The organism is Acidovorax sp. KPB24-07, from assembly GCF_057543315.1.
In genome coordinates, this window is sequence record NZ_BAAJYS010000237.1 from 1 (window position 1) to 5,654 (window position 5,654).

At 66.9% G+C, this 5,654-nt stretch carries 4 protein-coding genes and 2 pseudogenes; 4 read left to right on the top strand and 2 right to left on the bottom strand.

Annotated elements, in window-relative coordinates; all coding sequences use genetic code 11:
• From AC27IQ_RS18160 to AC27IQ_RS18170, 3 genes and pseudogenes are all read left to right on the top strand, one after another.
• Positions 1-393, top strand: a 393-nt coding sequence (locus tag AC27IQ_RS18160) for a GNAT family N-acetyltransferase (protein WP_487090291.1), incomplete at its 5' end; no start/stop codon positions are given.
• Between the two features lie 931 nt (positions 394-1,324).
• Positions 1,325-1,408, top strand: a pseudogene (locus AC27IQ_RS18165) (hypothetical protein); the annotation flags it as partial.
• Positions 1,409-1,570: 162 nt separating this feature from the next.
• Positions 1,571-1,754, top strand: a pseudogene (locus AC27IQ_RS18170) (IS30 family transposase); the annotation flags it as partial.
• Between the two features lie 181 nt (positions 1,755-1,935).
• On the opposite strand, the gene AC27IQ_RS18175 reads toward AC27IQ_RS18170, so the two are convergent.
• Positions 1,936-2,994 (bottom strand): LysR family transcriptional regulator, encoded by a 1,059-nt coding sequence (locus AC27IQ_RS18175; RefSeq protein WP_487090292.1) that lies wholly within the window; start codon positions 2,992-2,994, stop codon positions 1,936-1,938.
• Positions 2,995-3,162: 168 nt separating this feature from the next.
• On the opposite strand from AC27IQ_RS18175, the gene AC27IQ_RS18180 reads away from it, so the two are divergent.
• Positions 3,163-4,065 (top strand): oxidoreductase, encoded by a 903-nt coding sequence (locus tag AC27IQ_RS18180; RefSeq protein WP_487090293.1) that lies wholly within the window; start codon positions 3,163-3,165, stop codon positions 4,063-4,065.
• Positions 4,066-4,146: 81 nt separating this feature from the next.
• Here AC27IQ_RS18180 and AC27IQ_RS18185 read toward each other — a convergent pair.
• Positions 4,147-5,654: ATP-dependent DNA helicase (locus tag AC27IQ_RS18185; RefSeq protein ID WP_487090294.1), on the bottom strand; the 1,508-nt coding region annotated here is incomplete at its 5' end.

Below are 5,654 nucleotides of genomic sequence, written 5' to 3' on the forward strand. Positions count from 1 at the left end.
CCCCTGGCCGACTTCGAACGCCGCCTGCAGCCCCAGCCCGGCCGGGCCGTGCTGGGCGCGTTCGACGGCGGCAGGCTCGTCGCCACCGTGGGCATCAAGCGCGAGGACATGCGTCAGCTCTCGCACAAGGCGTTCCTGTGGGGCATGTATGTCGCGCCCGAGGCGCGCCGGCAGGCCGTGGGCCGGCGCCTGCTGCGCTTCGCCCTGCAATACGCCGCCGCGCCGCTGGGCGTTCGCCAAGTCAACCTCGGCGTCACCGCATCGAATGCGGCGGCCGTAGCGCTTTACCGGGACGCGGGTTTCGTGGCGTATGGCGTCGAGCGCGATTACCTGTGCGTCGATGGCCAGTACCACGACGAAAGCCTGATGGCGTGCCGACTGCGCACGACCTGACTCAACTCGTGATAGTAAAAACCGACGGCCCACTTTGAATCCTGGCTATGGATCAAATCTAGCTGGACAGGGATTTAGTTAAGAAATTCTTTTAATGATCTGGTATCGGTCCGGACTCTGTCCAAAACCGGTGCTGTAATAGCACTTACTATTGGCTGTGGAATCAGGCTGGCTAGAGATTCGCCAATTGGAAGGAATGGAGAATGTCGTGTAACAAATTGCCACCTCACTTCCAATTGGCAAATCGGCGATATAGGTCCAACTGAAATAGAGTTGACTGCCGGGGCATCCCCCTTTGCTATGCCCTGTAACTACCCATCCAGTTGAAGGGGGGCTCCCCGTTTCGCTGCACCCACTTTGAGTTACTGGTTGCGGCGGAGGCGGAGGGGCGACAGGGCCGCCATCAAAAGTCACACTCACTGAGTTTTGCAACTCGAAATTAGTCCCGTCATCACGAATGAAGTATGCGCGAACAGTGTGTGTCCGATTGTCGAGGTATTCCGAAGGAAACGATATTTCCCCCGCAAACCCGTGAAGCCCACTATCGCCACAGATTGACTGTACGGCAGTTTCACGTTGTATTCCAGATGGTAGTGCGCCTAAAAATTTACCATCATCTCGCCATAAGTGGATCCATCCTGCATAACCGGGAGTTGCTGGGTCGCAAGCCCATCCGTCATATGAAGTTTTGCTCGTTGCTCCAAAATAACCGGCCGCGTATGCGCTATTAGCTCCGACGAAAGCGCTCACACACACCAAACCAGACAACACCGCACTTTTCAAACGCATTCTCAATCTCCTTTGCAATAAAAGCGTTTGAATGTACAGAGCAAAACTCACGTGACGGAATGTAATAAGCAATCACAATTTAAAACCGATTGGCGGTCTAAAACCTGAAGTGCAACACCTGAACCTCAGGTAACTTGCACAGATGACTTCGCGATACACGCACTTGCACCCCGAAGAACGCCTGACGCTGGCCTCGCTGGTCCAGCAAGGATGGAGCGGGCGATTCATCGCTCGCCTGCTCGGGCGCAGCCCCAGCACCGTGTACCGTGAGCTGGTACGCAACAGCACCCCTGGCGACGGCTATGCCTTGCGGTCCGCCCAGGCTGCCTGCCAAGCTCGCCGCGATGCAGCGCGTCCTGCCCCCAAGCTGCACCCGCACAGTCGCCTGCTCGCGCAGGCCACAGGCGTGCGCGTGTACTTCTGCGATCCACACAGCCCATGGCAGCGCGGCAGCTGCGAGAACACCAACGGGCTTTTGCGCCAGTTCCTGCCCAAGGGCACTGACCTGGGCATCCACGATCAGGCTGCGCTCGACTCCATTGCCGACCTCATGAACAACCGTCCTCGCCAGACCCTGGAGTGGCGCTCTCCCTATCAGGTGCTCCAGCAGTTCATGCAGGCATTGCTCAGCAGCAGGACGCTACCATTCACTGAGACGGCAAATCCATCTCAATCGAGGTGTTGCACTTCAGGTTTGAGACCGCCCCTTGAAGCTTCTACGGGTGGAGCTCCAAGCGCGAAGACACGCGCCAGTTAAGTCGTTTCTGTAGGGCGTTGTTCCGAGCGGGTCGGCGCCGATGCCGGGGCGGCGGCGGCAGTGGCAGTGGCGGCAGCGGCTTTCCGGCTTTTCTTCAGCGCCTTCGCGTGCGCCGCGCTGGCCCCCGCCAGCTCCTGCGGGCTCAGGCCAAACGCCGGGTTGTCCGCCAGCATGTCCACCGCCAGGTCGATGAAGGCGCGCACCCGCGCCGGCTGGGCCGCACGGCTGCCGTAGTAGACGTACAAGCCCAGGTGGTGCGCGACCACATCGGTCAGCACCGGCACCAGCCGGCCGCTGCGCACCAGCGGCGCGGCGGTGGTGCCCACCAGCTGTCCGATCGCGTGGCCGCCCAGCACGGCGCGCGCCTCCAGCTCGATGTCGTTGACGCAGACTGCCGGCGCGACGGCGTGGGCCACGATCTCTTCGCCCACGCGGAACTCCCACGGCATGGGCTTGCCCGTGGCGGGGTGGCGAAAACCGCTGCAGCGGTGCCCGGCCAGGTCTTCGATGCGCAACGGCACGCCATGGCGCGCCAGGTACTCCGGCGTGGCGCACACCACCAGCTGCAGCGCCATCAGGCGCCGCGCGACGACCCCACCCTCGGGCGGGTAGCCGGAGCGAAAGCCCACGTCCACCCGGTCCTCCACCCAGTTGCCGATGCGGTCGTCCAGCTGCACATCGGGCTCCACCTGCGGATAGCGGCGGCAGAACGCGTCCACCACGGGCCAGATGACCTCCAGCATCATCGACCGCGGCGCGGTGATGCGCAGCGGCCCGGCGATCTCCTCACGCCCGCGCCGCGCGCCGTGCACCGCCCGCTGCAGGGTGGCCAGCCCGGGCTGCGCGGCATCGAGAAACCGGCGGCCCTCCTCCGTCAGGCTGAGGCTGCGCGTGGTGCGGTGGAACAGCCGCACGCCCAGGTGCGCCTCCAGCTGCGCCAGCGCCAGGCTGGCCGCCTGCGGCGTGACGCCCTGTGCCGAGGCCGCCTGGCGCAGGCTGCCGAGTTCGGCGGCTTTCGCGAAGGTGGCGATGGCCCGCAGTTCGTTGATGGCCATGGCATTCCCCCTTGATTGACCGTCAATTGACAAGTATTGCTTGCGTATGAATCGAGGGATTATGGGCTAGTGCAATGGCAATGGTGTGCCTAAAGTCCCACCCACGGCAGCCGGATCGACCGGCCTGCCAGACCGAGCAGACCGCCAATAGAAACCCGAGGACTTTCCATGACCGCCACCGCTTCCGTTGCCACTTCCGCTTCCTCCTCCGCTTCGTCGTCTTCCCATCCCCGCGTCTGGCTGATCACCGGCGCCTCGCGCGGCATCGGTGCCCGCATCGCAGAGGCCGCGCTGGCCCGGGGCGATGCCGTGGTGGCCACCTCGCGCAGCGCGCAGTCCGTCACCCAGCGGCTGGGCACCCACGACGCACTGCTGGCCGTGTCCCTGGACGTGACCGACGAGGCACAGGCCCGCCAGGCGGTGGGCGCCGCGCTGGAACGCTTCGGCCGGATCGACGTGCTGGTCAACAACGCGGGCTACGGCCTGCTGGGCGCGGTGGAAGAGGCCACCGCCGACGAGGTGCGCAGCCTCTACGACACCAACGTGTTCGGCCTGCTGAACGTGACCCGTGCCGTGCTGCCCACCCTGCGCGCGCAACGCGCCGGCCACGTGATCAACATCTCGTCGCTGGGCGGGGTGCAATCGAGTGCGGGTTTCGGCGTGTATTGCTCGACCAAGTTCGCGGTCGAGGGCCTGACCGAAGCCCTGCACGCCGAGCTGGCACCGCTGGGCATCCACGCCACGGTGGTGGAGCCGGGCTACTTTCGCACCGAATTCCTCGACACGGCGTCGCTGGCGATCTCGCCCCGGGTCGTGCAGGACTACGCCGCCAGCGCCGGCGCCGTGCGCGAGGCGGCCCGCCGCATCCATCGGAACCAGCCCGGCGACCCCGTGCGCCTGGCCCAGGCCATCCTGCAACTGGTGGACAGCCCCGCGCCGCCCCTGCGACTGCCGCTGGGCACCGACACGCTGCAGGCCATTGCCGACAAGCACGCGTTCGTGCAGGCGGAAACCGCCCAGTGGCGCGCGCTGGCCGCGTCCACGGACTTCCCGGCGAACGCGGCCGCATGACCCCGGCGGCGGGGCATCATTTGCTACAAATTAAATAGCAATATGCCCTAGAAGAATCTGTGCTGGAGGCCGATTGGAGACCTAATCCTCCACCGCCCACCAGGCCGGCAGCAGCCGCTGCACCTCGGCCCGCGCGAAGCGGTCGTCGATCAGGTGCACCACGCCCTCGTCGCTGGGCGAGCGGATCACGCGGCCGGCCGCCTGCACTACCTTCTGCAGGCCCGGGTAGAGGTAGGTGTAGTCGTAGCCCGCGCCGAAGAGGGCGTGCATGCGCTGGCGGATCTGCTCGTTCACCGGGTTCATCTGCGGCAGCCCGAGCGTGGACAGGAACGCGCCGATCAGGCGCCGGCCCGGCAGGTCGATGCCCTCGGAGAACGCGCCGCCCAGCACGGCGAAGCCGATGCCCTCGCCGCCCTCGGTGAAGCGCGCCAGGAACTCGCGCTGCCCGGCCTCCTGCATGCGGCGCGACTGCAGCCAGTGCGGCACCTGCGGGTGGCGCCGCGCGAACGCCTCGGCCACCTGCTGCAGGTATTCGTAGCTGCTGAAGAACGCCAGGTAGTTGCCCGGCCGGTCAGCGAACTGCCGCGCCATCAGGTCCGCGATCGGCACGAGCGAGGCGGACCGGTCCGGGTAGCGCGTGGAGATGTGGCGGGCCACGGCCACGCGCAGCTGGGCGGCCTGGAAGGGCGAGGCCACGTCCACGCCGGCATGGCCGGCCGGCAGGCCGAGCAGGTCGGCGTAGTAGCGCGCCGGCTGCAGCGTGGCGGAAAACAGCGTGCTGGTGTGCGCCGCCGCGAAGCGCGGCGCCAGGAACGGCGCCGGCACCACGTTGCGCAGGCAGACCACCGAGCTGCCGGGCGCGCCGCCGGGGGCGCGGGTTACGTCCACCATCGAATGCGTGTCCAGGTACTCGGCCAGCCGCTGGGTGTGCAGCAACTCCAGGTAGAAGGCCTGCAGCGCCGGGTCCATCTGCTCGGGGTGCTCCGCGAAATGGTCGGCCAGGGCGCTGCCGCACTGCTGCAGCGCGGCCAGCAGCGCGGCGGGGAAGGCCTCGTGCACGGTGTAGGCCCCCGGCTGCGCCTTGTCCAGCGCCACCCAGGCGCGGCGCACCTTGTCGAGCGCCTTCTTCACCGCCGGCACGCGGGCGGCGGTGTCCGAATGCCGCGCCTGGTAGAGCGAATCGGGCAGCAATTCGGCCGTGTACATGCGGCGGCCGCGCTCCACGAGGTTGTGCGCCTCGTCCACCAGCACCGCCACGCGCCACTGGTTGGCCTGGGCCAGGCCGTGCAGCAGCGCGCCGGCATCGAAGTAGTAGTGGTAGTCGCCCACGACCACGTCGGCCCAGCGGGCGAGTTCCTGGCCCAGGTAGTAGGGGCACACGCCGTGGGCCAGGGCGGCTTCGCGCACGTGGGCCTGGTCCAGCAGGGGCCGGTCGCCGCCGCCCGCCGTGGGCGAAAGCGCTGCCACGCGCGCGGCCGGCAGGCGGTCGTAGAAGCCCCGGGCCAGCGGGCACGACTCGCCGTGGCAGGCCTGCCCGGGATGCTCGCAGGCTTTGTCGCGCGCGATCAGCTCCAGCACGCGCAGCGGCA